Origin of the sequence: Fluviicola sp. (assembly GCF_039596395.1) — a bacterium.
GTDB lineage: Bacteria > Bacteroidota > Bacteroidia > Flavobacteriales_D > Crocinitomicaceae > Fluviicola.
Genome location: NZ_JBCNJT010000001.1, coordinates 956,632 through 982,967 on the forward strand (window position 1 = coordinate 956,632; position 26,336 = coordinate 982,967).

The 26,336-nt window shown below is 42.7% G+C and carries 21 protein-coding genes; 14 read left to right on the plus strand and 7 right to left on the minus strand.

Annotation, left to right across the window (positions count from 1 at the left end):
• The first annotated feature begins 133 nt into the window (after positions 1-133).
• The 4 genes from ABDW02_RS03980 (at position 134) to ABDW02_RS03995 (ending at position 5,194) form a co-directional block, all read left to right on the plus strand.
• Positions 134-598, plus strand: a complete 465-nt coding sequence (locus tag ABDW02_RS03980; protein ID WP_343632322.1) for a DUF4293 domain-containing protein — start codon at positions 134-136, stop codon at positions 596-598.
• Between the two features lie 82 nt (positions 599-680).
• Positions 681-2,555: an ABC-F family ATP-binding cassette domain-containing protein gene (locus ABDW02_RS03985; protein ID WP_343632324.1), complete on the plus strand. Its 1,875-nt coding sequence runs from the start codon at positions 681-683 to the stop codon at positions 2,553-2,555.
• A gap of 145 nt (positions 2,556-2,700) precedes the next feature.
• Positions 2,701-4,782, plus strand: coding sequence for a TonB-dependent receptor (locus tag ABDW02_RS03990; protein ID WP_343632326.1), 2,082 nt, complete (start codon positions 2,701-2,703; stop codon positions 4,780-4,782).
• 28 nt (positions 4,783-4,810) lie between these two features.
• The gene (locus ABDW02_RS03995) at positions 4,811-5,194 is read left to right on the plus strand and encodes an ankyrin repeat domain-containing protein (protein ID WP_343632328.1); all 384 of its coding nucleotides are present in this window, start codon (positions 4,811-4,813) and stop codon (positions 5,192-5,194) included.
• Between the two features lie 65 nt (positions 5,195-5,259).
• Here ABDW02_RS03995 and ABDW02_RS04000 read toward each other — a convergent pair whose 3' ends face one another.
• On the minus strand, positions 5,260-7,230 hold the full coding sequence (locus ABDW02_RS04000; RefSeq protein WP_343632330.1) for a SpoIIE family protein phosphatase: 1,971 nt from the start codon (positions 7,228-7,230) through the stop codon (positions 5,260-5,262).
• 146 nt (positions 7,231-7,376) lie between these two features.
• Between ABDW02_RS04000 and ABDW02_RS04005 the strand changes: the two genes are divergently transcribed.
• Together ABDW02_RS04005 and ABDW02_RS04010 are read left to right on the plus strand one after the other, a co-directional pair.
• Complete coding sequence (locus ABDW02_RS04005; RefSeq protein WP_343632332.1) at positions 7,377-7,928, plus strand: hypothetical protein; 552 nt, start codon at positions 7,377-7,379, stop codon at positions 7,926-7,928.
• A gap of 4 nt (positions 7,929-7,932) precedes the next feature.
• The gene (locus tag ABDW02_RS04010; protein ID WP_343632334.1) at positions 7,933-9,018 is read left to right on the plus strand and encodes a lipase family protein; all 1,086 of its coding nucleotides are present in this window, start codon (positions 7,933-7,935) and stop codon (positions 9,016-9,018) included.
• 1 nt (position 9,019) lies between these two features.
• Here the strand turns inward: ABDW02_RS04010 and ABDW02_RS04015 are convergent, their stop codons facing one another.
• Positions 9,020-10,411 (minus strand): hypothetical protein, encoded by a 1,392-nt coding sequence (locus tag ABDW02_RS04015; protein ID WP_343632336.1) that lies wholly within the window; start codon positions 10,409-10,411, stop codon positions 9,020-9,022.
• A 324-nt stretch (positions 10,412-10,735) separates the two neighbouring features.
• Between ABDW02_RS04015 and ABDW02_RS04020 the strand changes: the two genes are divergently transcribed.
• On the plus strand, positions 10,736-11,239 hold the full coding sequence (locus ABDW02_RS04020; RefSeq protein WP_343632338.1) for a hypothetical protein: 504 nt from the start codon (positions 10,736-10,738) through the stop codon (positions 11,237-11,239).
• Between the two features lie 42 nt (positions 11,240-11,281).
• Here ABDW02_RS04020 and ABDW02_RS04025 read toward each other — a convergent pair whose 3' ends face one another.
• Both ABDW02_RS04025 and clpB read right to left on the minus strand, forming a co-directional pair.
• Entirely contained in the window at positions 11,282-11,935 is a 654-nt protein-coding gene (locus ABDW02_RS04025; protein ID WP_343632340.1) for an ElyC/SanA/YdcF family protein, read from the minus strand.
• Between the two features lie 135 nt (positions 11,936-12,070).
• Positions 12,071-14,698 (minus strand): ATP-dependent chaperone ClpB, encoded by a 2,628-nt coding sequence (clpB, locus tag ABDW02_RS04030; protein ID WP_343632342.1) that lies wholly within the window; start codon positions 14,696-14,698, stop codon positions 12,071-12,073.
• Positions 14,699-15,111: 413 nt separating this feature from the next.
• Between clpB and ABDW02_RS04035 the strand changes: the two genes are divergently transcribed.
• The 6 genes from ABDW02_RS04035 (at position 15,112) to secD (ending at position 22,397) form a co-directional block, all read left to right on the plus strand.
• Positions 15,112-16,062 carry a glycosyltransferase family 2 protein gene (locus tag ABDW02_RS04035; protein WP_343632344.1) on the plus strand — a complete coding sequence of 317 codons (951 nt, stop codon included), beginning with the start codon at positions 15,112-15,114 and terminating at the stop codon, positions 16,060-16,062.
• Positions 16,063-16,068: 6 nt separating this feature from the next.
• Positions 16,069-16,620, plus strand: a complete 552-nt coding sequence (locus ABDW02_RS04040) for an HAD-IIIA family hydrolase (RefSeq protein WP_343632346.1) — start codon at positions 16,069-16,071, stop codon at positions 16,618-16,620.
• The gene (locus tag ABDW02_RS04045) at positions 16,610-17,371 is read left to right on the plus strand and encodes a toxin-antitoxin system YwqK family antitoxin (protein WP_343632348.1); all 762 of its coding nucleotides are present in this window, start codon (positions 16,610-16,612) and stop codon (positions 17,369-17,371) included. The genes ABDW02_RS04040 and ABDW02_RS04045 overlap by 11 nt, the downstream gene beginning before the upstream one ends.
• A gap of 70 nt (positions 17,372-17,441) precedes the next feature.
• Positions 17,442-18,131 carry a hypothetical protein gene (locus ABDW02_RS04050; RefSeq protein WP_343632350.1) on the plus strand — a complete coding sequence of 230 codons (690 nt, stop codon included), beginning with the start codon at positions 17,442-17,444 and terminating at the stop codon, positions 18,129-18,131.
• 77 nt (positions 18,132-18,208) lie between these two features.
• A complete protein-coding gene (locus tag ABDW02_RS04055; protein ID WP_343632352.1) occupies positions 18,209-19,207 on the plus strand; it encodes a glycosyltransferase in 999 nt (332 codons plus the stop codon).
• A gap of 160 nt (positions 19,208-19,367) precedes the next feature.
• Positions 19,368-22,397: a protein translocase subunit SecD gene (gene secD, locus ABDW02_RS04060; protein WP_343632354.1), complete on the plus strand. Its 3,030-nt coding sequence runs from the start codon at positions 19,368-19,370 to the stop codon at positions 22,395-22,397.
• Between the two features lie 356 nt (positions 22,398-22,753).
• Here secD and ABDW02_RS04065 read toward each other — a convergent pair whose 3' ends face one another.
• Positions 22,754-24,130, minus strand: coding sequence for an exonuclease domain-containing protein (locus ABDW02_RS04065; RefSeq protein ID WP_343632355.1), 1,377 nt, complete (start codon positions 24,128-24,130; stop codon positions 22,754-22,756).
• A gap of 112 nt (positions 24,131-24,242) precedes the next feature.
• On the opposite strand from ABDW02_RS04065, the gene ABDW02_RS04070 reads away from it, so the two are divergent.
• Positions 24,243-24,500: a hypothetical protein gene (locus ABDW02_RS04070; protein WP_343632357.1), complete on the plus strand. Its 258-nt coding sequence runs from the start codon at positions 24,243-24,245 to the stop codon at positions 24,498-24,500.
• Positions 24,501-24,701: 201 nt separating this feature from the next.
• On the opposite strand, the gene ABDW02_RS04075 is transcribed toward ABDW02_RS04070, so the two are convergent.
• Together ABDW02_RS04075 and ABDW02_RS04080 are read right to left on the minus strand one after the other, a co-directional pair.
• Positions 24,702-25,181: a GNAT family N-acetyltransferase gene (locus ABDW02_RS04075; protein ID WP_343632359.1), complete on the minus strand. Its 480-nt coding sequence runs from the start codon at positions 25,179-25,181 to the stop codon at positions 24,702-24,704.
• Positions 25,178-26,293 carry an acyltransferase gene (locus ABDW02_RS04080; protein WP_343632361.1) on the minus strand — a complete coding sequence of 372 codons (1,116 nt, stop codon included), beginning with the start codon at positions 26,291-26,293 and terminating at the stop codon, positions 25,178-25,180. The genes ABDW02_RS04075 and ABDW02_RS04080 overlap by 4 nt, the downstream gene beginning before the upstream one ends.
• Between the last annotated feature and the right edge of the window lie 43 nt (positions 26,294-26,336).

A 26,336-nucleotide genomic window follows, 5' to 3' on the forward strand; every position in this document is an offset into this window, starting at 1 on the left:
GATGCAAGCTAAAAGGATTTTCCACACACATTCTTAAAAAGATTTAAAGGTTCGGATTTCATTGATTAAAATGTGGCGGAATAGAATTGAAACGAATCTAAAATGGTAACTTTGAGAACAAATTACTGAAAACATGATCCAACGCATACAAACCGTTTACTTTTTATTGGCAGCTTTACTTGTTGCATCAACACTTTTCGGAACAGACCTGTTTGCTTATCACCAGGGAGATGATTTTCACGCAACAGCTTATACCTTGTTCCGCGGGGAAGAAGTGGTGAAGAAGGTTGATTTCTGGATGCTTTCTGCTGTACAGATCGTTTTCGCACTGATGATCATCTTTTCCTTCAAAATGCGTCACCGCCAGATTTTCCTTGGATGGATCCTGTTAATCCTGAACATTTTCAGTTCTGCATGGATTGTATTAGGCGGAGTTGTAGAACCTTCACAGTGTACAACTTGTGGGGAAGTAGCAACTAATTTATCATTCGGGATCACATTTTATGCCCATGCGCTTGCATTCGTCCTGGTATTCCTGGGAATCCGCGGTGTGAGAAAAGACAAGAAGACGATTGATTCTTTGAATCGATTGAGATAATAAATCCAAACAAATTTAAAAATAGAACGTAGGGGGTGAAAAATTTTCGCCCCCACGTTCAAAAAAACAACAAGCAATTATCATGAATTTTCTTTCCGTTGAAAACCTGACGAAATCCTTCGGGGATCGCATCATCTTCTCAGATATTACCTTTGGAATCGATCAGGGAGACAAAGTTGCCATTGTGGCCAAAAACGGAAATGGTAAAACCACGTTGCTGCGTTGTTTGATGAACCTGGAGCAAATTGATTCCGGGCGTGTTGTTTACAGGAACGATTTGCGTGTTGCGTTTATGCAGCAAACAGAAAACCTGGATGAGAACCACACGATCCTGGAAGCCGTTTTTTCGCACGATATGCCGGAGTTGCAGATTGTGAAAAAGTACAACCAGGCCCTTCGCGAAGGGAATGAAGAAGCCATTCATGCCTGTTACGAAGAATTGACGGAGTTGAATGCCTGGGACATGGAAGTGAAAGTGAACCAGATCCTTTCCGTGTTGAAATTGAACGATACGAGTTTGTTGGTCGGAAGTCTTTCCGGTGGACAGAAAAAACGCGTGGCGCTGGCGCAGGTATTAGTTGCGGAAGCCGATTTTTTAATCCTGGATGAGCCTACGAATCACCTGGATTTGGATATGATCGAATGGCTGGAAGAATACCTGTCCAAATCGAAATCCACGATCCTGATGGTGACTCACGACCGCTATTTCCTGGAAGTAGTTTGTGATACGATCTACGAATTGGAAGACAAAACGATCTACAAATACAAGGGAAATTTCTCTTACTATTTGGAGAAAAAAGCAGAACGCCAGGAGCAATTGCAATCGACTATCGATAAAGCAAGAAATACCTTTAAGAAAGAATTGGATTGGATCCGAAGACAACCCAAAGCTCGTGGAACGAAGCAAAAAGCCCGGATCGAGAACTTCCAGGATGTTAAGAAAGTAGCCAGTCAGCGCATTGATGAAGATGAGATCGACATTCCGGTGAAAATGGAACGTTTGGGTTCGAAAATTCTTGAATTGCATAAAATCGGGAAAGCTTATGGCGATAAGGTAATCCTGGAGAATTTCTCTTACAACTTCCAGCGCAAGGAGCGTTTGGGAATTGTTGGAAACAACGGAACAGGTAAATCCACCTTCCTGAACATGATCCAGGGAAGGGAAGAGGTTGATAAAGGAAAGGTGGTAACGGGCGAAACGGTTGTTTTCGGTTACTACAGCCAGGAACTGATCAAAGTAGACGAAGACAAGAAAGTGATCGATGTGATTCGCGACATTGCTGAGTTCATTCCTTTGGAAAAAGGCCGCCAGCTTTCTGCTGCGCAATTCCTGGAAAAATTCCTGTTTCCGCGCAGTATGCATTACAACTTCGTACACAAATTGAGCGGAGGTGAAAAGCGCCGGTTGAAACTGATGACCGTTTTGATGGCCAACCCGAATTTCCTGATCCTGGATGAGCCTACGAATGATCTGGACATCTTCGTAATGAGCGTTCTGGAAGACTATTTGAGAACGTTTGAAGGATGTTTGATCGTGGTTTCGCACGACCGTTATTTCATGGATAAAATGGTGGATCACCTCTTCGTTTTTGAAGGTCAGGGTGCGATCAAAGATATCATCGGAAATTACACCGAATACCGGAAACAAACCGCAGCCGATTATAAAAAGGAAAAGCAGGTGGATGACAAACCGGTTGAAGTAGTGAAAGTAAAGCAAATCTCGGAAGAAGCTCCCAAAGAAAAACGCAAGTTGTCTTTCAAGGAAAAAAGCGAGTTCGATCAAATCGAAAAAGACCTGGAACGCCTGGAAGAAGAAAAGGTCAAATGGACCAATGTACTTTCGGATTCTTCTGCTACAACCCAGCAATTGATGGAAGCCGGAGAGAAATTAAATGCGATTGTTTCCGAGATCGATCAGAAAACAGAGCGCTGGATTGAACTTTCGGAGTTTGCGTAAAGAAACTCACCAAGCATTTTTAAGTATATCCAACAAAGTAGGCGCGCGATTAATCGTGCGCCTACTTTGTTATTATTTAGATTGTTTTTAAAATAAATTTTAGACAAGACTAAAAATAGTTTTATATTTGTGCAAAATAATTTTTGTGCGGTATATAGTTTTATCTGTTTTCTTAAGTGTTGCTTCTCTGTCAATGAGTCAAAATCCCGTTGTTGATTCACTAAGAACGCTTCCGGATTCGCTCAAAGAGATTGAAGAAGTAACAGTTACCGGAAGCCGCATCGAACAATCCCAAAAAAACAGTGTTGTTTCTGTTTCGACTTTAGACCAGAAATTATTCCGGGCCATTTCTGCTTCATCTATTTCCGATGCCCTGAAGTTTTCTCCCGGAATTCGTATGGAAACCAATTGTCAGACCTGCAATTACACACAGGTTCGGATGAATGGCCTGGGAGGTTCTTATTCCCAGATACTGATTAACGGAAGGCCTCTGTTTTCATCCCTGATGGGACTTTACGGGTTGGAACAGATTCCCACGAACATCGTGGACCGCATTGAGGTAGTGAATGGTGGCGGATCCGTGCTCTATGGTTCAAATGCCATTGCCGGAACAATCAATATCATTACCAAACACCCCGAATATAATTTCATCGAAGTGTCGGATAAATTTTCACTTACTCCGAAAGGACCGGTAGAACAGGCGGTGCAGTTGAACGGTGCGTTTGTCTCCAAATCCAAAAAGAGCGGGTTTTTATTTTCGGGAATGAACAAAATCCGCGACGGATACGACCGCAACGGAGATGGTTTTACCGAAATTCCGAGAGTGAATAACTCTCTGTTGGGAATCAATGGGTTTCAGAACCTGGGCAAGTCCATTGAATTGCATGCCGATTTTTGGATCCTGCACGAACAGCGGCAGGGTGGACAATTGTGGAACGGAGATCCGCAGCAGGCAGATCAAAGCGAGTTCCGGAACCAGATAACCAGCATCGGTCAGTTTTCCGGGGTGTGGAAATCGAGGAATAAGAAATGGAATGTACAGGCGTATACCGGCTACCAAAAAACGAACCGGCATCATTACACAGGTGTCGATCATGCGGAAGCTTGGGGAAAAACGGATAATGTGACTTTGCAGTCGGGAGTTCAGTTCAGTTTTCTGCAACGTTTCGGGGAAAAGAGCAAATCCACGCTGATCGGTGGAGCAGAACACTATTACGATGCTATCCGGGATGAAATCCGGGGATATGACTATTACATCGACCAAAACATTACGCAATTCGCCGGATTTTTACAGGAACAACTGGATTTGGGACAGAAGTGGTCGTTTGTTGCCGGTGTGCGTACAACCAGCCATTCGAAGGTCCGGAACCTGATCGTAACTCCGAGAGCTGCCGTTTTGTTCAAACCGAACGGACAATGGCAGTTCCGTTTGTCATACGGCAACGGATTTAAGGCCCCACAGGTTTTTGAAACCGATATGCACATTGCTTTTGCCAACGGCGGGATTTCCCAGATCCGTGTGGATAAGAACCTGAGAAGTGAACAGTCGCATGCTTATTCGGCGCAGGTCAATTGGAGCAGAAGAAGAAAACGGATGCTGTATTCCTCCGAATTCACGCTATTTCACACGCAATTGCTCCATTCTTTCGTGCTGAACGAAATCCAGAGTGATGATCCGGATAAAACGTTGCTTCTAAGAACAAATGGCTCCAATGCGGAAGTAAGCGGTTTGAGTGAATCGGTGCGTTTGCGCTGGGATAAGTATGTGCAGATCGATTTAAATGTGACTTACCAGGAATCACGGTATACAGAAGCGCAGCAATGGTCGCTGGAAGTAGAACCGATCAAAGGATTTCTGCGCACACCGAATGTTTACGGTTCTTCCACCATTTCGATCTTCCCGGAAGGAAGCTGGTCCGGATCAATCAGCTGTGTGTACACCGGAAGCATGCTGGTGCCGCATTTTGGCGGAGCTCCGGAACTGGATTACGATGTTATCCTGAAAACGAAGTCTTTTTGGGATGTCGGAATCCGGGCAGAGCGTGCCATTCACATTCATCGATTTGAGCAAACGGTTCGCATCGGGATCGGGATACAAAACCTGTTTGATAGTTATCAGAGCGACTTCGATACATCCAAGTACCGCGACAGCAATTTCATTTACGGGCCTCCGAAACCACGAACTGTTTTTGTGGATTTAAAGTGGGTAATCGGCGGGAAACATTGAAAATTGTATTTTTATAAAAAAACGGAACATGATTAATCCTTTATTTGAAGCTGCTATGGAAGGTGATATTGCAGGTGTTGAACAAGCAATTGCAGACGGAATTTCACCAAATTCAACAGATGAATCGGGAAGAACCCCATTAATGGTTGCTGTTTATAAGAATCGGGCGATGCTTGCTGAAACTCTTATCCAACATGGTGCAAATGTAAATGCCAAAGACAAGGAAGGATATTCAGTCATTTATTATGCCGGAGCACATGGAAATTTCGAATCATTGATTTCATTGTATGAGAACGGTGCTTTTTTTGACAAGAACGATCCCTCATTTGTTGAAACGTTGGAGATTGCAAAAGAAAATGGTCATACACATGTTGTTGAACTGCTGATTGCTGCAGAAGCGAAAAATAAATAATTGGATAGGAATATGCAGGTATGTAGGGACGCGATGCATCGCGTCCCTACATGAGTTATTTTCAATCAAATTCTTATTCCGATCACACAAACATCATCCACCTGTTCCAGCGCGCCTTTCCAATTTTCAAAAGTTGTTTCCAGGTGTTCTTTTTGTTCATCCATCGGACGGTCGTGAATAGCAAGAATCGATTCCTTGAACTGTTTGTATTTGAATTTCTTTCCGTGTTCACCTCCGAATTGATCGGCATAACCGTCGGTAAACAAATAGATCGTTGTTTTCGGTTCAAGAATCATCGAACGGGTATTGAAAGGCTTTTCATCTGCGTAAGTTCCGATAGGCTGCTTGTCGGGTTTCCATTCGATAATTTCGTTGCTTTGTGCAGGAACAATCCATAAGGGATTATTCGCCCCGGACCACAGTAATTCCTTCGTTTTAACGTTTAAACATCCCAGACTGATATCCATTCCGTCCTTCACGTTTTCCACACTTTTGTTGAAAGTGGAAATCACTAATTCGCGGGTTTTATCCAGGATTTTCCCGGGTTCAACCAGGTTGAATTCCAAAACGGAACGATTCAGTGCATTGCAGCAAATAACACTCACCATTGCTCCCGGAACACCGTGCCCGGTACAATCTGCGGCTGCAAAGAACAAATAATCTTCAGAAACTGTCCCATTGCTGACCGTATGAGTTTCCAGCCAGTAAAAATCTCCGGCAACGATGTCTTTCGGTTTGTAAAGAATAAAACTTTCCGGTAAAGTTTGGTGCCAGTAATCAACTGCCGGAAGAATGGCATCCTGCAAGCGTTTTGCATAGGTGATCGAATCGAGGATTTCCCGGTTTTTGTGTTCCAGCGCATCTTTTTGGTCTTCCACGACATTCTTTTGTTCCAAAATGATTTTATTGGCCCTGTTCTGCTGCTTCAATGACCGGAATAGCAGGAATCCAAGCCCGATGAAAACGATCATACTTCCTGCAAAAAAATACTTTTGATTTTGCTCGCTTTTGATCTGTTTCTTTTGATTCTCAATTTGAATCTGTTTCTTTTCGGACTTGTATTTTTCGGTCAGTTCGGAAAGCTGATGTGCATTTTTCAGGGAAAAAATGGAATCCTTAATCCGGATATATGTTTTTAAGATGCCAAAAGCCGCCCGGTCATTTCCCATGGCATGATGCACGTTTGCCAGGTGCATGTGCGTAGCCATCACATTTGCGTTGTAAATGTTATTGGCGTTTTTAATACTGGCTTCAATGAGCGGAAGTGCTTTGGCATATTGCTTTTGTTCGTAGTAGGCCAGGCCCAGGTTGTCTGTCCAGGTAATCCCTTTCGAAGAAGAACCGACAATGGCAATGGCCTTTTCATAGTATTCGATCGCTTTCGGGTAGTTTTTCTGCTTCATGAAAATATTGGCATAATTGCCGTAAACATCCGGCTCAACGGTTCCCAGCCGGTTCATGATATCCATGGCTTTTTTGATGTAGACCGTTGCGGAATCCAATTGATTTTCAAACTCATAGCAGATGCTGATGTTTTCATAAATAATCAATTGTCCCTGCAGGAAATTGTTTTTGATAAATACCTTGTTGGAAGCATGGAATTTTTCGATCGCTTCTTTATTGCGTTTTTGGTCGCGGTAAAGGATTCCGATGTTGGCTTCGCTTTTTGCGACTCCCATTTCGTCGTGTGCTTTTTTGTAGTAGCGGATGGAAAGCTGGTAACATTCGATGGATTTAGAGATATTCCCCGCTTCGTCCATCAGGATTCCCAGGTTCTTGTATGCCAAAGCAATTCCGGGATTGTATTTGAGGCTTTTGGCAAGTTTCACATTCCCGAAAAGTAGTTTTTCCATTTGTTTGGGATGTGAATATTTGAAAGACCAGGAAATCTCGTTTTGGAAAATGACTTTATTCGTATCATCTTTCATTTTTGAACAGACATTCAGGATGGAATCAAGTTGTTTTTCTGTTTGGGAGAAGGAAAATGTACCGAGTAATGTAAAAAATACCGCAAGAGCAAATCTGCTTTGTTTCATAAGTTTGTAGCGCTAAATAGTAATTCGAACTAAAAATACTAAAAAGGTCTTCAATCCGTGGCGGCTGGTATGGATTTCTTTTTTTAACGGAAAGTTTCTCATCATTGCTGTAAATCTGTTGGATTTTATACTTTTAAAAGAAAAACATGATCTCCCGAATTGTCGTCTTGATACTCTTCTTTCAATCCTCTTTCTTGTTTGCCCAGGTTTCAGATGCTGAAATGGAAAAATTAAAAACCAAATGGCGTGCCGAGCTCAGACAGAAAGGCCATGAACTGGCAGGGAAAACAGAAATAGTACAGGGAAAGAGTGAGTTTTCAGATTCGATCCGGCGCTTATTTTTGGAAGATACATTCGTGGTGGAAAACCTGCACCGGAAACAACTGGAGAAAGACCTGACCAACCTGGGTATGAATAAGGCCAATTTGGCTTGTGCATCCGAATATGAGCTTTTGGTTGATAAATACTACGGAATACTTTTGTCAAAAATGAAGCCGGATGATAAAGAGTTGCTCATTTCCTGGCAGCAATCCTGGAAGGCGCTTATGGATAAAGAGCGTGTCCTGATCGGAAAATTCATGCAGGAAGCATACAGCGGAGGCGGAAGCGTACAATCATTGACCTATACCAGCCGGTTGATGCATGGGCAGAAAGACCATTTGATCCTGCTGATGAATTACTTGTCGGAATTAATTTAATCTCATGAAAAATACACTGACTCTCTTATTGGTTTTGTTTTCGGCTTTGGCATCTTCACAGACTTCCTTGAAACCCGGGTACGATAAGCGTGAAGCAGCAGAATTGCTGAAGGTGAATTTCCGTTTCGCGGATTCGTTGATGTGGGATTCCTTGCCGGGCCCGGAACGTTTTCAGTTCAAATACCGTTCGCCCACATTGGGGTTCGACAATAAATGGGATTATTGGGAAGACAAAGATGGAGTAGGAGTGTTGTCTTTGCGCGGCACAACAGCTAAGCCTACCAGCTGGGGAGCTAATTTTTATGCAGGAATGATACCTGCCAAAGGCTGGATCAAAACAAGCGAAAAGGACACGTTCTATTACGAATTGTCAAAAGACCCGAAAGCATTGGTGCATGTGGGCTGGACGACAGCGCTCGGATGTTTGTGGCAGGATATGGATTCCCTGCTTTTTGCACAAATCGACCGGGGAAAGAAAGATTTTTACATCACCGGGCACAGCCAGGGCGGTGCATTGGCTTATTTGCTGACGGCGCATTTGCTCATCATGCAGGAAAACGGGATTATTCCAAAAGATGTTCGCTTTAAGACTTACTGCAGTGCGGCACCAAAGCCCGGGAATTTATACTTCGCGTATTATTACGAAAAAATGACCCAGAGCGGCTGGGCGTATAACACCGTAAACGCGCTGGATTGGGTACCGGAATCGCCGTTCTCGATTCAAACTGTCAACGACTTTAATGCAATCAATCCGTTCAGGGATGCAAAAAAAGCCATGAAGAAATTGCCGTTTTTTCCCAGGCTGATCGTCCGGAGTATGTACAATCAAATGGACCGTCCTTCCCGGAAAACGCAACGGCGCTTTGAGAAGAACCTGGGGAAAAAGATCGGGAAGTTGCTGACTAAAAACCTTACCGGATTTGAACCGCCGCAACTCGCTGAATCCTCTTCTTTTACGCGTTGTGGAAACTACATTATTTTGTACCCGGATGTGGATTATTACGCAAAGTTCCCGCAAGACCGGAAAGCGATTTTTTTGAATCATCAGCTGGAACCGTATTTGTTTATGCTGGACAAACTGCCGAAATAATTTAACGGACTTTTTTGCCGTTCATTACCTTTTCTGTCCGTACCAGTTTTGAATAGCTATCGTAATAGTCAATTTTTCCGTTGAAGAGTTTTTCTCCTTTAAAAACCCCCGTTTCTTCGGTGTAAGGAATCTGGAATTCAACAGGCATTTCCATATTCATTTTATATCCGAATTTAGGTCCTGTTTTGCGGATGACTTTCCCGTTTTGATAATATAGTTCTGTTTGATCGGAATAGTTTTTACGAATAATCTCTCCAGGAACTGTATTTGAAAAAGTAATTAAAAAGTTGTCAAATCTTGACATGTTCGTGTATTGATAGAATTCCGACATTTTTAAACCGTTGGGGTAAAATTTGCGGGTTATCCGGAAAGTAGAATCTGCTGAGAAGAATTTTGTTTCGGACAAACGGCCGGTTAGGTCATAGGTGAAAATAGTATCCGGTTCTTTGCTATTCCGGCGAAAATAGAATTGCATGCAAACGTCACAATCGAGCAGGTATTGCCAGTTTATCGAATAATCGCACTGTCTCCCCGTAAGAATCCAGTAGCCTGTTTTCTGGCCTGAAGGAGTATATTTATTGACAATCCTTCCCTTAAAAAGGGTATCTGTGTTTTTCCCGTCCACCACATTTATGGAATAACTAAGATGAAGGCGGTCATAATAAACACTACGCTTTCCGCTTTTCAGGAAGTCATTCTCAAAAGTACCCTCATCTTGTATGGCATATGTGCGATTGTTCTCAGTGAGTTCAGTTCGTATCGAAATAAGTTCACAGTTTTTGTAAAAGTATTCGATCCGTTTGTTGGGTTCCATCTCTACTATATGAGAAGCACAGTTCTGGGATTCATCGTAAGTACTTATACGATTTTCGTCCTTAATTATTTTTGGAAATTCGGACTTAACCTGTTCATAATTTTCAGGATTTTCGGGAACTTTTTCCCGAATGTAGTTCTCGTCCATTATTCCCCAGGTTGATACATGAAGTAACCGGATCGTTCCATCGATTTCATATTCGATCTCCAGTGGTCGGGAGAAAGGTGTGTGAACGAATTGTGCTTTTGCTGAAATGATAAGAGATTCACCGGGTTTAAGAACGATATTTCCACTGCCCAGGAAACTAATTCTGCCATCGGGATTGGGAACACGGATCACCTTAATTTGTTTGCTTGTATTGTTTGTTGCAAAAATTTTTAAAGTATTCAATTGGTGATTTTTCGGTAGTGTATTCCAGTAAATGCCTTGCGTTTTACCCGTAAAGTTGAGGTGTATTTCTTTTGTGATACCATCGGTGTACTCAATCACGGTATCTATGGAATTATACCGGTCTTTTTGTGTATATCCGTTAAAAACACATAGTACAAAGAGTATTTTTAAAATGTATATAATTTTCATAATGAGAAGTGATTCACCAGGTTGCCTGTGACAGACGGGGTTAATGACAGTAAATTTCCGATATTGAGTCAAATTTAAGATAGAATTAATCCAAATAATGTTATATTTGAGTTAACACTAAATGACTCACTTGATGCTATTCACTTTACTAAATGAAACCGCTTTTACCGGCAGGTAGTACTAATCTAGTTCTTGTTTGAAAATAGCGTCATCAGGTTTGAACCTTTTGATAGTTGATGTGTGTGGAATCGTTTCGGGTGCTTTAACAGGCAGAACGGGACAATGGTTGTTGGAAATATTAGTTAAATCTAAAAGAGCAGAAGTATGAAGGATTATCAACGGTTTTCGGAAACGCAGAAATTCAGACAGTGGTGGTTGTGGTTTCTTTTTGCAGGAATTAAAGGAGTAATGGGCTTTTTCATCGTGACCCAGGTTTTGTTCGGGACACCCTTTGGAAACAATATCGTGCAAAATGCCATGCTGCTGATCAGTTTCCTGTTTATGCTAGTACTTTCCCTGTTGTTTTTCATCATGAAACTGGAAACGCGCATTACGGATACCGGCATTGCGGTACGTTTTTACCCGATCCAACTGAAGTTCCGCAATTACAAGTGGGAAGACATCGACCAGATGTACGTACGGGAGTATGCTCCTTTAGCCGAATATGGTGGTTGGGGAATACGCTACAGTTTAATGGGCAAGGGAAGGGCTTTTAATGTTTCCGGGAGAATGGGCTTGCAACTGGTTTTTAAAGACGGCAGAAAACTCCTGATCGGAACGAACAAACCGGAAGATTTGATACAGGTTTTGTCGGTAATAGGAAGATAATATAAAAACAGTAGGGGCGTAAAATTTTACGTCCCTACTGTTTTATCCGATTTTTACCGGCTGGCCCAGGAATTTGGAATCCACGCCGAATAGAATATCCCAAAAGACTTTCATGCGGGCAAAGCGTTCGCGGACTTTCGTTTTAAAACCTCCCATTTTAGCGACATCCTTTGCATTGTAGCCATAAACAGTCATCCCGAAATGCTCTCCCAGGTAAATGGCGCGTTCGTTGTGGAAGCGTTGTGAAATTACAATCACTTCTTTCTGACCGAATACTTTCAGGGCTCGTTCCATGGAATCCAGTGTTCGAAAACCGGCGTAATCCAGGAAAATGTGATTTGCGGGAATTCCTGCTGCTACGAGTGCGTTTTTCATGTCGGTAGGTTCGTCGTAGGTTTGAATGCTGTTGTCGCCACTAACCAGGATGTATTTGACTTTCCCGGCGCGGTATAATTCTACTGCGGCTTTTATCCGGTAAGAGAAGTACAGGTTGTCGTTACCATACCGGTTCGTGCGGGAAGTACCAAGTACCAGGGCAACTTTCACTTCCGGGCATTCACTTACCCGGTCGAATACTTTTCCTTCTGCATTGGATTCGATGGCCCAATTGGCCCCGAAGAACCAAAAAAGTCCCAAAAGTAAGCTGATCATTAAAGTTCGTTTGATGATTTTGGACCAGTTGCGTTTGCGTTTCATTGTTGTTGGATTGAGGAGCAAAAATAGTTGAAAAACAAAGGTAAGGGTGGAAATTAGTGTCAAAAAAAGCAGGGCCGCGATTAATCGCGGCCCTGCTATCTACCTAAAACTAAACTACTCTATGAAAAAAAGTTCTTATCCGTTAGTTGCATCGATTTCCTCTTCCTGGGAAATCGGTTTTCTGAATACTATTTTGCCGTCGAAGATATCCATCACAACTGTCAGTGAGGTATCCAGTGTTCCAGCCAGTAATGCTTTCGACAATTCGTTGAGCACCTGCTTTTGGATGACGCGTTTCACCGGCCTTGCTCCGAAATGCGGATCGTATCCTGCTTCGACCAAATGTGCTTTTGCTTCTTCGGTCATGTGCATTTTAATTCCTTTTTCAAGCAACATACTTTTCAATTGGTCCAATTGCAACTGAACGATTTGTCTGACATATCGCTTGTTGAGCGGTGTAAAGATGATCGTTTCATCGATACGGTTCAGGAATTCCGGACGAATGGTTTGTTTCAGCAATTCCAATACTTTGAATTTTGCTTTTTCCATTGCGTCGTGCAGGTTTTCTTCCTTCACGCCTTCGAAGCTTTCCTGGATCAAATGAGATCCCATGTTGGAAGTCATGATGATGATCGTGTTCTTGAAATTTACCGTTCTTCCTTTGTTATCTGTTAAGCGCCCGTCGTCCAGTACCTGCAGCAGGATATTGAATACATCCGGGTGTGCTTTTTCGATCTCGTCCAATAACACGATGGAATAAGGTCTTCTTCGAACGGCTTCTGTCAATTGTCCGCCTTCATCGTATCCTACGTATCCCGGAGGCGCTCCGACCAAGCGGCTTACGCTGTGTTTTTCCTGGTATTCCGACATGTCGATACGCGTCATGGCATTTTCATCGTTGAACAGGAAGTCTGCCAATGCTTTTGCCAATTCTGTTTTACCGACTCCGGTAGGACCTAAGAAGATGAACGAACCGATCGGTTTGCGCATATCCTGTAGTCCGGCCCTGCTTCGTCTTACGGCATCCGAAAGTGCTTCGATTGCTTCTTCCTGGCCAACAACCCGTTTTCCGAGTTCGTCTTCCAGGCGAAGTAATTTGGAAACTTCGCTTTCGACCATTTTCGAAACCGGGATACCGGTCCATTTTGAAACCACGTCCGCGATTTCCTGTGCATCAACTTCTTCCTTGATCAACTTGGAATTTGCCTGTAATTCGATCAGTTTCTTCTTGCCTTCTTCCAGCTGGATTTCGGCTTCTTTGATTCGTCCATAGCGGATTTCAGCAACTTTTCCATAATCTCCCGAACGTTCGGCCTGATCGGCTTCCAGTTTCAGGTTTTCGATCATTTCCTTCGTTTTCTGAACACCTTCCACGATGTCTTTTTCAGCCTGCCATTTGGCGTTGAAAGCATTGCGTTGTTCTTCCAGGGAAGCCAGTTCTTTACCCAGGACTTCCAGTTTTTTGGTGTCGTTTTCACGCTTGATGGCTTCGCGCTCGATTTCCAGCTGCATGATACGTCGCTCCAGTTCGTCCAGTTCTTCCGGTTTGGAGTTGATTTCCATGCGCAATTTGGAAGCAGCCTCGTCAATCAAGTCGATTGCTTTATCCGGCAAATGGCGTTCGGTAATGTATCTTTGAGACAATTCAACTGCCGCAATGATTGCCGCATCCTTGATCAGCACTTTGTGGTGATTTTCGTATTTGTCCTTGATACCCCGCAAGATCGAAATTGCATCTTCGGTATCCGGTTCGTCTACCAAAACCGGCTGGAAGCGGCGCACCAATGCTTTGTCTTTTTCGAAATATTTCTGGTATTCATTCAAAGTGGTTGCTCCGACTGCTCTGAGTTCACCTCTTGCCAATGCTGGTTTTAAGATATTTGCTGCGTCCATTGCACCTTCACCGCCACCGGCTCCGACTAGTGTGTGGATTTCATCAATGAACAGGATGATCTCACCGTCGGCGCTGGTTACTTCTTTCACCACCGATTTCAAGCGCTCTTCGAATTCACCTTTGTATTTTGCCCCGGCAACCAAAGCACCCATGTCCAGACTGTAAACTATTTTGGACTTCAGGTTTTCCGGAACGTCGCCGTCGATAATCCGATGCGCAATTCCTTCGGCAATGGCTGTTTTACCAACTCCGGGTTCACCGATCAGGATCGGGTTGTTTTTTGTTCTTCGTGTAAGGATCTGAAGTACCCGACGAATTTCGTCATCACGACCGATCACAGGATCTAATTTCCCTTCCCGGGCCAATTCGTTGAGGTTCTTGGCATATTTTTCCAACGATTTGTAAGTTCCTTCCTGTTGGTTGGAAGTAATTTTCTCTCCGTTTCTTAATTCCATAATATCTTTTATAACCTTTTTCTTGTCGAGTTTCGCATCACGCAGTAATTGCCCGATCTGGTCTTTTGAATCGATCAAAGCCAGGAACAGCATTTCTACCGTTGCATATTCGTCGCCGTTCTCTTTAGCGGTTTTTAAAGCTTGCTGCAGTGTTTCCTGTGCTTTCGGGGAAAGATAGATCTGTCCGCCGGAAACTTTGCTCTGGCTTTCAAGGATCCGGTCCAAAGCAAGCTCTATTGTTTTCGGGTTTACCTGTGATTGTTTCAATAAGTAAGGAACCACATCTGCATCTTTCAGAAAAATCCCTTTCAGCAGGTGAGCATTTTCGATAGCCTGATGCCCTTCTGTTTGAGCATACTCCTGAGCTGCCTGAATGACTTCCTGTGTTTTTATTGTAAATTGGTTGCTATCCATTTTTTGTAATTTTGATTTCTTTCAGTCAAATCGCGAACCAAAACCCGTTTTGAGCTCTTTTTAAGACAAAAAGACAGTTTAAAGAATTTCAAACCGACAAAATGACATCTCTCATTCGGATGAGATGAGCGCGATAAATAGTAATTTAGCCAAAAATTGCCGGGATGTCTAAAATCAAAAGAACTTACAAAAAACTCTATCCTTATTTTGTGGATGTATGGCAATACATTGCAATCATCGTGATCTTTATCCTTGCCGCAATCTTCTTTCTGTAGATCTACCGTGTCCGGAGTCTTTGAGAGAGCGATTGTCTGCGACCAATGATCCTAAATTATTTCCGCACTAATCCTGGATTGGCCCTGATCATTCAAAAGCAAAGATTTTTCTTATTTTTGTTCAAAAGTTTAAAAGCGTTGGAAAATCAACTTGAAATCTCAATAGTCGTTCCTTTATTCAATGAAGTAGAGTCTTTACCGGAACTGCATGCCTGGATCAAGCGGGTATTGAACGATCATAAGCTTACTTACGAAGTCATCTTTGTGGACGACGGAAGTAAGGATGGTTCCTGGAAAGTTATTGAATCGTTGAAGTTAATCGATTCGAATGTCCGGGGAATAAAATTCCAGCGCAATTATGGAAAATCAGCCGCACTGCATACCGGTTTTCAGGCTGCGTTGGGAAAAGTGGTGGTTACCATGGATGCAGATTTGCAGGATTCTCCCGATGAACTGCCGGAATTGCACCGGATGATTACCGAAGAAGATTACGACGTGGTTTCCGGATGGAAGAAAAAACGTTACGACCCGGTTACGAAAACCGTTCCTACGAAACTTTACAACTGGGCGGCGCGCAGGATGACCGGGATTCATTTACACGATTTCAATTGCGGACTGAAAGCCTATAAAAATGCGGTGGTAAAAAGTATCGAACTATACGGCGATATGCACCGGTATATTCCGCCGCTGGCGAAGTTTGCCGGATTCAATAAAATAGGTGAGAAGGTGGTGATTCACCAGGCACGTAAATACGGAACCACTAAATTCGGGCTGAACCGTTTCCTGAACGGTCCGCTGGATTTGATGACCGTTGTCTTTATGGGGAAATTCGGGAAGAAACCGATGCATTTTTTCGGCGCAATGGGATCTTTATTGTTCATTGTCGGTTTTGGAATTGCGGCTTACCTGGCCATTGATAAGTTGTTTGTGCATTCAACGGCCATTAAGCTGGCGGAACGCACGGAATTCTTCGTGGGGCTTACAGCGATGATCATGGGAGTTCAATTCTTTTTGGCAGGATTCCTTGCGGAGTTGATAGGCCGTAATTCTTCCACCCGAAATCATTACCTGGTAGAAACTGAAATCTGATATTTCATGAAAAACTGGCATGTTGACCGCTCCTGGACACTTTTCCTGGACCGTGACGGCGTAATCAATGTAAGGCTGATGGGTGATTATGTCAAAACCCGGGAAGAATTCGAATTGCTTCCGGGGGTTGCCAGGGCTGTTTCCAAAGCAAACACCCTTTTTTCACACGTTTTCGTAGTAACCAATCAGCAGGGAATCGGAAAGGGAGTCATGACCGAGCGTAACCTTTCGGAGATTCACAGTTATTGTAGTGAATTACTCGAAGTTGAAAACGGACACATAGATCAGTATTATTTTGCCCCGAATTTAGCTTCAGAAAATTCAACTTTGAGAAAACCGAATTCAGGAATGGCGCTTTTAGCCCAATCGGAATTTCCGGCAGTTGATTTCCGGAAATCGATCATGGTGGGCGATTCAGACTCAGACATTGAATTTGGCAGGAAACTTGGAATGAAAACGGTGTTCATCAGGCACACAGGTGCTGAGGAACATCCAGCAGCTGATTTAACTTGTGATTCGCTGGAATCATTTATAAACTTAATGACCGATGAGATTTAGAATTCTTTTTACCGCATTGTGTTTTATTGCTCCCTTGAGCTGGGGCCAGACTGTTAATCAAAAAGATACACAGGGAAGAAAACAGGGCCCCTGGCAGAAAACTTATCCCAAATCGCGTGCTTTTGAATATAAGGGCCAGTTTAAAGACGATAAGCCCGTAGGAACATTCTATTATTATTATGCGTCTACCAAGAAAAAAGCCATTGTCGTACATGATGAAAAAACAGGACGTTCTACTTCGGTCATGTACCACGAGAACGGTGTTTTGATGGCGAAGGGAATTTTCAAAAACCAGGAAAAAGACAGCATTTGGGAATATTACGGACCTTCGGGGAAATTAAGCACGAAAGAAACGTATTCAAATGGAAAACTGAACGGGAACCAGACGATTTATTATGTAATGGAAGATCCGAGTGACAAGCGTATTCTACCTGCTAAGGTAACTCCTTATAAAATGGGAGTGATCCACGGTGATGTGATCGAATACTTCGACACCGGAATTATTAAGAGCAAAGTGACGTATGTCAACGGGAAGAAAGAGGGAATAGCAATTACCAATCACCCGAACGGAAAAGTGATGATCACGGAACGCTTTAAAGGAGGAATTCAGCATGGCTGGCAATCTGCGCACGACCAAACCGGGAAAGAAACCGGGAAACAGTATTACCGTTACGGGAAACGGATTGAGGGTAAGGAACTTGACTCTTATCTGAAGCAGTGTAAGGCAAAAGGAATCAATCCGAACGGTTAATTCTTCGTCCGGATCTTTCTTTTGATCAATTCGTTCGAATTGAATCCGCTTTTTTTTGTAATTTCCGTCCGTGATTCAAAAAATCGGAACCATAGCAATCGTTTTTTCATGCCTGATTGTTTTTCTTGCAGCCAATTCGTGCAAGAAAACCGATGAGTTCAGCATGTATTACGATTATTATCCCCTCAAACAAGGCCATTACAACATCTATTCCGTTCATGAAGTGATCGTTGATCAGCAAGTAAATGTAAGAGACACCTTCGATTATTTTATCAAAACGCTTGTCGGCGATACCATTACCGATAATTCAGGCCGTCAGGCAAAGCAGTTTGAGCGTTATTACAGTGCGAATGCAAACGGTCCCTGGACCATACACGATGTCTGGACAGCGATCAAATACGATGGAAAAGCAGAATTGGTAGAAGAAAATAACCGCGTTATCAAACTGGTTTTTGCACCGAGTGAAGACGACGAATGGAATATGAATGCTTACAATACGCTGGAACCTTTGGAATGCTATTATTCAAGTATTCATCAGTCTTATTCTTTGGGAGGAAATACCTATGCTTCAACCGTAACCGTGGAGCAGGAAGATTTTTCATCCTACATTGATTCACGCCGCAAATACGAAGTTTACGCCCGTGGAGTAGGGTTGGTACACAAATACTTCCGCGATTTTATCATCAACAACGGCAATCCCAACAATGTGAAAAAAGGACACTTACTGGAGATGCGCCTGATATCCTACGGAGAAGAATGACCCGTATTGTAAGCAACATTTACGCTGGTTTTTAATTGCATGTGTGCTGAAATTTTAACTTTGCCGAAAAGGAATCCATGTATTTTTCATTTATTATTCCCGTTTACAACAGGCCAGATGAAATAGATGAGCTGCTAAAAAGCTTGACCGAGCAAACCTATCCGGAAGATTTCGAGGTGGTTGTAGTGGAGGATGGTTCTACTATTCCTTGCGGCGATATTATTGAATCATATCAGGACAGATTATCCATATCCTATTACAATAAACCGAATTCAGGGCCGGGTGACTCCCGGAATTATGGAATGCGGGCTGCAAAAGGAGATTATTTCCTGATTTTGGATTCCGACTGTATTTTACCGCCCGATTATCTGAGTTCAGTTGCTGCGGGTTTGGAAAAAACATATGTAGATTGCTTCGGCGGACCGGACAATGCGCTGGATTCTTTTTCGGATGTTCAGAAAGCGATTAATTTTACAATGACCTCTTTCCTCACCACAGGCGGTATTCGCGGTGGATCTGAAAAAATAGGGCGATTCCAGCCCCGGAGCTTTAACATGGGGCTTTCCAAAAAAGCTTTCGAAGCTTCAGGAGGATTTGGGAATATTCACCCGGGAGAAGATCCGGACCTTTCCATTCGTTTGTGGGAAATGGGTTTTGAAAGCAAGCTGTTTAAAGATTCCTATGTTTACCACAAAAGAAGAATTGACTGGTCGAAATTTTACAAACAGGTCAATAAATTCGGAAAAGCGAGACCAATCTTGGATTCCTGGTATCCGGCATACAAAAAAATCACGTTTTGGTTCCCGACCTTATTCTGCTTAGGATTTGTTGCTTCGCTCATTTTAGGACTATTCGTAACACCATTTTTCCTGCTGCTTTACCCGTTGTATTTCGGAGTTCTTTTTGTTTCCGGAGTTCTAAAAACAGGAAGTATTAGAATAGGTGCGCTTGCTGTAATTGCTTGTGTGATCCAGTTTTACGGATATGGGATGGGATTCCTGAAATCCTTCCTGAAAGTTGCCCTGCTGAAACAAAAACCGCAAGAGGCATTTCCTGAATTATTTTTCAGGAAGTAGACGGTTCTTTCCAAATCAACCAATTTTACCGCGCTAAAATCCTGATATCAAAAGGGTTGAATAGTCTTGTGTGCTTTTTTTTTAAAAGGTTTTACACATAAGTTGACATTGATAGTCGTAAATGATATATTTGCGGGCTTAAAAAATACAATCAATCAAAATGCGTAATAAAGGATTTTTCTGGTTTTTAACGATTTTGCTTACCGGAGTATGTGTGTATCAATTATCATTTACTTGGGTAGCAATCGGCGTTGAAAACGATGCTGAACGTGAGGCACTGGGTCTGGTCGAAGAGTTAAAAACAAAGGCTGCTGCTACTGACAGCAATAAAGTTGCTTTGTCTAATGGAACTATCATCGATTTCAACAAGCCAGAGGCGTTTGAACTTGCGAAGGCAGCAATGATCAACCAGGTATTGACGGAGAAAGCAGAGAAAGCTGTTTATCCTGTTATCGGATCAAAATTCAAGGATGTAAAAGCACGTTCACTAGCGTTCGGTTTGGACCTTGTAGGTGGTATGAGTGTAACGATGGAAATCGATGTTCCTGCGTTTGTTAAATCCTATGCACGCAATGCAAGAGATTTGAAATTCTCAGCACCATTTGACGAAGCTTACAGAATCCACACCACTAAAGGAGGAGATTTCATCGATTTGTTTGTAGATGCTTTTGAAAAGAAGAACGGATCAGACAAATTGGTTCGCCAATTAAATATCAGTGAAGTAAAAGAATTGTCTTACAACTCTACAAATTCAGAAGTTGCTTCTTATTTCCATGATAAGATTGCAAGTTCGATGGACGGAGTTGAGCAGATTATGAGCAAGCGTATCAACCAGTTTGGTGTTGCGCAGCCGAATATCCAGAAAGAGTCCCGTAAGAACCGTTTGTATATCGAACTTCCGGGAGTTCAGGATGAGGCAACAGTTGCCAAGAAATTGCAATCAACTGCAAACCTTGAGTTTTATGAGACTTACGTATTGGCAGACCAGGGAATCCAGGTTGGATTATCCAATGCGAACGTTGTTTCAAGAAGTCCTGAGATCAAGAAAACGGAAGCTGACACTGCAACAACAAATACTGCTGATTCAACAGGAACAGATACGGCTAAAGCTGTTGTGAAACCTGCAAAATCACTTTCTCTTTCTTCCAAGCCTATGGCTGGTGCTAAAAAACCATTGTTCGACTATTTGAAAGTGGAGCCTGGAATGGGATTGGGTACTGCGGATGCAGAAAACAGAGATGAAGTAGACGAAATTTTGAAGCGTTCCGATGTAATCAGCCTGTTCCCTCAGGATTTGAAATTCATGTGGTCTGCTAACCTGGAAGATATCGGTGACGGTAAAAAAGGATACGTATTATATGCTGTAAGAATTCCGGAAGGAGGAAAAGCAATGGTCGGAGGTGAAGATGTAAAATCTGCCGTTCGTTCATTCAACCAGCAAAACTTACAAACTACGGTAAGCGTAACCATGTCCATCGACGGAACTCAGAAATGGGCTCAGATGACAGAAAGAAACGTTGGACGTTCCGTAGCAATTACGATGGATAACGTGGTTTATTCCGCACCGGTAGTAAACGAAGCAATCAAAGGAGGAAGCACAGAGATTTCCGGAAACTTTACCATTGCTGAAGCAGATGACCTTTCCGGGTTGTTGAACGGTGGTTCACTTCCAGCACCTTGTGTGATCAAGCAGCAAACAAAAGTAGGACCGACAATCGGTAAAGAAAACTCTGAAGCGGGATTGATTTCATTTGCTTTCGCATTCCTGGCAGTATTCATTTATATGTACTTCTACTACGGAAAAGGAGGTTTGGTTGCAAACATCGCTTTGGCAGTGAACGTAGTATTGATCTTCGGTTGTTTGGCTTCTTTCGGAGCAGTATTGACATTGGCAGGTATTGCAGGTATCGTATTGACAATCGGTACGGCGGTCGATGCAAACATTTTGATTTTCGAACGTATTAAAGAAGAAAATGCTGCCGGAAAATCTTCCGAAGAAGCGGTGAATATCGGTTTCATCAAAGCATTGCCTTCTATCATCGATGCGAACGTAACGCACTTGTTGGTAGCAATGATTTTGAAAATCTTCGGAACAGGGGAGATCGAATCTTTCGCAACAACATTGATCGTGGGTATCTTCACATCGGTGTTCTCAGCGATCATTATTTCTAAATTGATCATTACTTCTTCTTTGGAAAAAGGAAGAAAAGTGACTTTCAGTACGAAGTATACACACAACATGTTCTCGAACTTCCATTTCGACTGGATTGGTAAGAGAAAGTACTTCTACATCTTCTCAATCACCGTTACAGTCCTTGGTATCGCTGCTTTCGCAACAAGAGGTTTGAAACAAAGTGTTGAGTTTACGGGTGGTAGAACATTCGGTGTGAAAATGGAGAAACCTGCAGACATCGAAACGGTAAGAAAAGCAATGGAATCGGTATTCATCGAAGCGAACGGAGAGAAATCCAACGTAGAGATCAAAACAAAATCCAACGCTTACAACGTAGAAATCACTACCAACTATTTGTTGGCTGACGCATCTGCAACTTCCAAAGTAGAAGATAAAATGAAAGACGGGTTTGCAAGTATCAAGGATAAATCCGGAGAAATCCAGGTAACGGATACACGCTCGATCTCTGCTTCCGTTTCGGAAGAAATGTGGTCTTCTGCAACACTTTCCATTACATTGGCTTTGATCGCGATCTTTGCATACATCTTTATCCGTTTCGGTCAGTGGCAGTACTCATTGGGTGCGATCTTAGGATTGGCGCACGACGTATTGTTCGTTCTTTCGGTGTTCTCTTTACTGCATGGTATCCTGCCATTCAGCCTGGATGTGAACCAAGCGTTCATTGCAGCGATCCTTACGGTAATCGGTTACTCGATGAACGATACGGTGATCGTATTCGACCGTATCCGTGAAAGCCTGAACTTTGACAAGAACCAGCACGAAGCGAAAGAAGTAATCAACGAAGCATTGAACAGAACGCTAAGCCGTACATTCAATACATCCATGATCTTGTTCGTGGTATTGCTGATCATGTTCATTTTCGGTGGACCTGCAATCAAAGGATTCCTGTTCGCACTATTGGTAGGTGTTGTAATCGGAACCTATTCTTCCCTGTGTGTTGCTACACCGATCCTTGTTGACTTCACGAAGTCATTCAAGATCAAGAGTAAGAAATAATCATACTTAGATAGTTGAAAGCGGCCGGTCAATAGATCGGCCGCTTTTTTTATGCTCTTTTTTACAACCTTTTGAAGAGAGTTCAATCAAAATGGAAAAGGTTCAATGAGTTCAAGCGTTCAATAAAGTTAAAACTTTGGAACTGTGGAACCTTTTGAACAATTTAACTTGTAAAAAAACACGCTATGATAGTGATCGTTTCATTGGTTCTCGCGCTGCTTGTGGGGAACATATTAATTCAGAGAAAAGACTAACTCAGAATGAGAGTGAGAATGAAGAAGACTTCTAATTTGTTTGAAAACTGACCAGGTACGAGGATCATACATCATTCTCGTTCCCAATTCCCGCTCTGTCTCTTATCCTCCGTAAGGGATTTTCAGTGTTTCACTGTTCTTGCGCAGGTAGTAGCGCAAAATGGTCCGCGCATCTTTATCTTCCGGGTGAAGTTCGATAAAGCGCAGCCAATGCCGGTGAGCTTGTTTCATCGTATAATACGGAACAAATCCAAATCCGCGGTAAGAGCCGTTTTCGATCCATATTACGCTCTTTTCGCGTTTGTCGCGGCCATTTTCCACAATAAAGAAATTATCGTCGTCAAAAGTCAGCAAATTGATCAGTTCGCTTACACGTTGGTTGTATGATTCCGGATGTTCGGTTCCCACACATGCTCCGTGGCATTTGCGTACCTGGTAGCCGAAACAGCTTCCGTTGCTTTTTTCAATGCTGCACAGTTTCTGGCAAAGCTGGTGTTTTTCAACCAGGCCAAAAATGTATTCATTGGCTTCGCGTTTCGTGGTAAATGTCGTAATCGGCGCGCTGGATGTTTTACTGATCTTATCTACATAAAGCTGCAGGTATCCGGCCTGATCCTGGTAATCAAATAATCCGTAAGCAAAAGTGCTTTTTCGAAGTGCCCGGTTGTAAACAGGTTTGTGTACTTTGATCAGTTCCGATTCGAACAGCAAAGCAATCAGTTCGGAGCCGGTCAGTTCGAATTCGATCCGTGCAATTTCCTGGCGCATAACCGAACCTTTGAGTGTTTTGGAATTCTTCAAATGCTGTTCGATCCGTTTGCGGATGTGCTTGCTTTTACCGATGTAGATTAGTTGGTTTGCATCGTTGTAGAACTTGTAAACTCCTGGTTTATTCGGAATTTCTTCCAGTACATCAAGATCCAGGTTCGGATGCAAAATCTTCGGATTAACTTCTTCCTGTATAAATGTCTGCAGGCCTTTTGAATCCGTTTGATGCAAGAGTGTAAACAAATGTGCGGTAGCTTCTGCATCGCCTTTGGCGCGGTGCCGGTCTACCAGATTAATTCCCAAAGCTTTGGTCAGTTTACCCAGGCTGTAAGATTCGTGGTTCGGGATGACATAGCGTGCAGCTCTTACCGTGCACAAATGCGCTTTGCGGTAATCGTATCCCAGCAGTTTGAATTCGTGGCGGATAATCCCGTAATCAAAACCCACATTGTGAGCTACGAAAATACACCCTTCTGTAAATTCAATGATCTGTTTGGCAATTTCATAGAATTTAGGTGCATCTTCCACCATTTTATCGTGAATTCCGGTCAACCTGGAGATAAACTCAGGGATAGGCATTTCGGGATTCACCAGCGTAGCAAATGAGTCGATGATCTGGGTTCCATCGTGCTTGTATATAGCGATTTCCGTAATCTTGGAAGATTTAGTTGACCCACCGGTTGTTTCGATATCTACAATTGCGTAATTCACGCCACAAATTTACGGATTTTTTAGTGGGTGATTTGTCAAACAAATGTCGTGGCAACAGAAATTAACGAATAGTCCCTGAATATTCCTTAAATTTGTCGAAAATAGTATCAATATGGCAAATAAGAGAGTAATCAAGAAACAATTGAACGGGATGATCATCGACGTTTTGGATGAGTGTTTTTCAATCCAATTGTATAACGAATCTAAAACAGAAGCTACGGATAAACTGATTGAAGAAGCATTGAGTTTTGGAGATGACGTTTTGACGAAGATCCACGAAGCTAAAACGAAAAAAGATTTCCCTGCTATTCGTCAAATGATGGAAGATAAAGGTGTTTACTTCATCGAAGAGTTAAACGGTTTGCAATAAGATTTAATGATCAATAACGAATGAAACCCGGATGTCATGTCTGGGTTTTGTTGTTTTCGGGGAGTAGAGAAGTCAAAAATGTTCAAAGGTTCAAAATGTTCAAAAAGTTCAAAGGTTCAAAATGTTCAAAAAGTTCAAAGGTTCAAAGGGTTCAAAAGGGTTAAACTAAAATCTGTTTTGAACGTTTGAACAATTCAACATTTAAACTTTTTTGCTCATCCACAAATCACAGGCAAAATGCCCGGAATCTCCATACGGACGATCCAGGTACTCAAATCCCAGATGTTCGTATAAGCCTACTGCGATATGCAATTCCGGAAGCGTTTCCAGGTAAATTTCTCCAAAACCTTCGGAAATGGCCGCTGCAATGGATTTTTCCATGAGTTGTTTTCCCAAACCGGCACTGCGATGACTTTTAGCCACATAAAGTTTGACCAACTCAATGCATCCTTCGGGTAAGCCGGTTGTCGGGTAAATTCCACAACCACCTACAACAATCCCGTTTTCTTTAGCAATGAAATACTGTGAATGCGCTGCACGGAAGAGTTCGAACAAATGGTCTGTTGTCGGATCCGTAAAAACCGTTCCGGGTTTGTTGGCTCCGAATTCTGTCAGCACTTCACGAATCAACTGCGCAATTGCGGCGTTGTCTTCAGGTTGTATGTGGTCAATAGCAATCATGCTCTGAAATAACGTTTAAGTTTCAAAATGGGTTTTTCGAAATAGCGGTAGGAAAGGATAGATAGCAAACTATTCGAAAAAAGCAGCAGTACGAAATAAAGAATAAAATACCCGGCTTGCTGTGTCCAGTTCAGGAATTCGAATGTTTTACAGAGGTAGAAGATCAACAGGCAGTGGAAGAGGTAAAATCCGTAAGTGAGTTTTCCGGCCTGCTGAAACCAGGGAATCCGGTCGGCCTTGAAGAAAGAATGTTTTGCTTTCAATTGTTCGAGAAGGACAAAGACGAAGAACACGCCGGAGATGATTCTTTCCAGTGAAATCAGTCTTCCCGGAAGTACTTTATGGGAAGCAAACAGAAAGCTGGTTCCTACCAGGTAAATCACACCGATCTGCCACTTTTTCAAGTTTTCGACCCACTGAATGGATGGATTTTCAAAGACCAGTGTTGCCAGCAGACCTCCGATCGCCATATCTGAAATAACACTCAGCGTATGGTAGTAGAGAAGGTTCGGATCTGCGGCATGATAGAACCTGAAAGCGAAAGACCCGCTTATTACCGTTAAAAAGAAAATCCGGAAAGAACGGATCGTCTTCCATTGAAAAAATCCGATCACCAATGCCCCGCCGATGTAAAACTGTTCTTCAATGCTTACGCTCCAGGTGGCTGAGAGAAAGTTGATGGAATCCCTGCTGCCGTTGATCAGTTCGTCGAAATTTGACAGGAATAAACCGTATCGCCAGAATTCGTGCACGGTTTGTATCCCAAACGGAAGATGCGGGAAAATGAAAAATCCGAATAAAACAATGACGAAGTAAAGTGGCCAAAGTCGCAGGATACGCCTCACCAAAAAGAACCCGACATGGATTTTTCCCCGTTCCTTCAATTCTTTCAACAGCAGATAAGTGATCAAAAAACCGCTAAGGACAAAGAATAAATTGACCCCATAATGCCCGATGGAAGTCAGCTTTCGCACCCACAAAAAAGGAGCGGACTCGAAAAAATCGCCCCATACTTCCCGGTTTATGGTAAAAGTATGGAACAAAAACACCATGAAAGCACCGATGAACCGCAATCCATCCAGGTTTTCGAAGTGAATTTTTTCTTTTTGCATCCTTCCCTTAGTTTCCGTTTTTGTGAAGCTGTTCAAATGTAGT